Raw genomic sequence first — 2384 nt, 5'->3', positions numbered from 1 at the left:
CTGTGCAGAGCTATTAGTTGTGCAGCACAGTGATGTCGACGAATCGGGTGGGTGAAATCGGTCGGTGCCTGTACTTCGCCGCGCAATGACTGGTCTTCGATTCCACCCACCTCGACCAAAGGCCCGAGTATGGCAACGAAATCTCGCATTCGTCGGTGATAGAGCTCTGCGAATCGCTGATGGCGGACCTTGAGCTGAGCGCGGGCACGGCGGGCAAGGTGCGCGAGATCCTTCTGTTGAATCTCATGAGGCCGACCAGCTTCGACGTGGTGGCGAGTCGGCTGCACATGACGATTCGGACCTTGCGGCGCAAGCTCGATCAGGAGAACACGTCGTTCCGCAAGCTGGGCGACGAGCTCAAGATGCAAGTCGCCATCAAGTACCTGCGCGATACCGAGTTGCCCATGGACGACATCGCTCACTCCTTGGGATTCAGTGAGGCTGCGATCTTGCGGCGGGCTCTCAAACGTTGGACCAACACGGGCCCGCGTGAGTTCCGCGGCGGGCGGCATTCTGTCCGAAACTGACCGGCTTTTGGCCGATCCAAGCCTTCATCCGAATCGTCGTCTGACCTAACCCTGCGGCCGCCTCGGAAATCGAAGGAGCGGCGGCGACGTCCGGCGCTTTCCCATTTGGGCGCCTGGTCGCCGCGCGGTACGAAGGTATAGCTGGCGCAGGCTATGCATCCTGGTCAAAGAAATTTGTGAAATTGCGAGGGCCGCGCGCATGACCGTCAAGACCAACCCCGGCGCCCCACGGGCGGCGACAATCATCGTGGCGGTTTCCATTGCCGTCATCCTGGTGGTTTCGCTGTGGTACCTCGCGCGGCCGCAGCCGCTGATCGTCCAGGGCGAGGCGGACGCCACGCGAGTCGACATCGCGGCCCGCGTCGACGGTCGTGTGGCGACCCGGTCGGCGCATCGCGGCCAGGACGTCAAGGCGGGGCAGATCCTGGTCACGATCGACAATCCCGAGCTGCTGACCCGGCTGAGGGAAGCCGAGGCGGCGCGCGCCGTGGCCGCCGCCGACCTCAAGCGCATCCAGGTCGGCACGCGCGCCGAGGTCGTCGATGCCCGTCGCGCGGCTCTCGCGGCGGCCGAGGCCAGCGCCAAGCTTGCCGAGCAGAACTACGATCGCACCAAGCAGCTGACCGCACGCGAGTTCGCCTCGGTGCAGAAGCTCGACGAGGCGACGGCGACGCTCGATGTCACCCGGCGCAGCCAGCAACAGGCCAAGCTTGCGCTCGACGAAGCCGTCAACGGCTACACGGCCGAGGAGCGCGGTGTCGCACAGGCCGCCCTCGCCAAGGCCGAGGCCGCGATCACCACCTTGCAGGCGCAGGTCGCCGAGCTCACGGTGAAGTCGCCGATGGCCGCGCAGGTCTATCATACCGGCGCGGATCCGGGCGAATACGTCTCGCCCGGCGTGCCGCTGCTGACGCTGGTCGACCTCAGCGATATCTGGCTGCGCTTCGACCTGCGCGAGGATCTGGTCAAGGACCTCAAGGTCGGCGATCGCTTCGATGTGCGCGCGCCGGCCCTGGGCGACAAGCCGATCGCCGTCGAGGTGCGCAAGATCGCCACGCGCGGCGAATATGCCGGCTGGCGCGCGACCCGTGCCACGGGTGACTTCGACCTGCGCACCTTCGAGATCCGCGCCTATCCGACCGAGCCGGTGGCCGGACTGCGGCCAGGCATGAGCGTCTATGCCGATTGGAAGAAGCGCTGACATGGAGCGTCTGCCGTCCGGGCTGATCGCCGTCGCCTGGCGCGAGGTCCAGTGGATCTGGCGCGACCGCGTCGCCCTGTTCCTGGTGGTGGGCGTGCCGCTGCTTGCCTTCGCCTTGCTGTCGCTCACCTTCAGCAATGCCGTGGTGCGCGATCTCAGGGTCGACGTCGTCGACGCCGACAACAGCCAGACGTCGGCGATCTTCGTCCAGGCGGTGAACGCCGCGCCCGGCGTGGCGGTGACGCGCCGGTCGACGGATCTCAATGGCGCCATGCAAGCCGTGCGATCGGGCGATGCCATCGCCGCGGTCTATATCCCGCGCAACCTCGAGCGCGACGTCCAGGCGGGCAAGCGGCCGCAGATCGTGATCTTCCACAACAAGCAATACTTCACGCCGGGCAACATCGCCTCGGGGTCGCTGACGGCAGCACTGTCGGCGGGCATCGCCGATCTTCCCGCGGGCCCGCGTGGCGGCGGCTATGCGCCCGGCCCGCTGGTGGTCGAGCAGTATGTCCTCACCAACCCGGCGATGAACTATGCCCAGTTCCTGCTGCGCGCCATCCTGCCGATGGTCCTGCATGTCGTGATCGCCATCGCCGCGGGCTACGCGGTCGGCTCCGAGTTCGCCCGCCGCGACATGACGGAGTGGCTGGCGG

At 66.7% G+C, this 2384-nt stretch carries 3 protein-coding genes; all 3 read left to right on the top strand.

Annotated elements, in window-relative coordinates:
- The first annotated feature begins 218 nt into the window (after positions 1-218).
- Positions 219-527: a helix-turn-helix domain-containing protein gene (locus tag RSO01_RS46515; RefSeq protein ID WP_170303902.1), complete on the top strand. Its 309-nt coding sequence runs from the start codon at positions 219-221 to the stop codon at positions 525-527.
- Positions 528-726: 199 nt separating this feature from the next.
- Positions 727-1728 (top strand): HlyD family secretion protein, encoded by a 1002-nt coding sequence (locus RSO01_RS46510; RefSeq protein ID WP_147157433.1) that lies wholly within the window; start codon positions 727-729, stop codon positions 1726-1728.
- 1 nt (position 1729) lies between these two features.
- On the top strand, positions 1730-2384 hold a 655-nt coding region (locus RSO01_RS46505), incomplete at its 3' end, for an ABC transporter permease (RefSeq protein WP_147157432.1).

This window comes from Reyranella soli, from assembly GCF_007992495.1.
GTDB classification, from domain to species: Bacteria; Pseudomonadota; Alphaproteobacteria; order Reyranellales; family Reyranellaceae; genus Reyranella; species Reyranella soli.
This window is presented reverse-complemented; position numbering and strand designations above follow the sequence as displayed.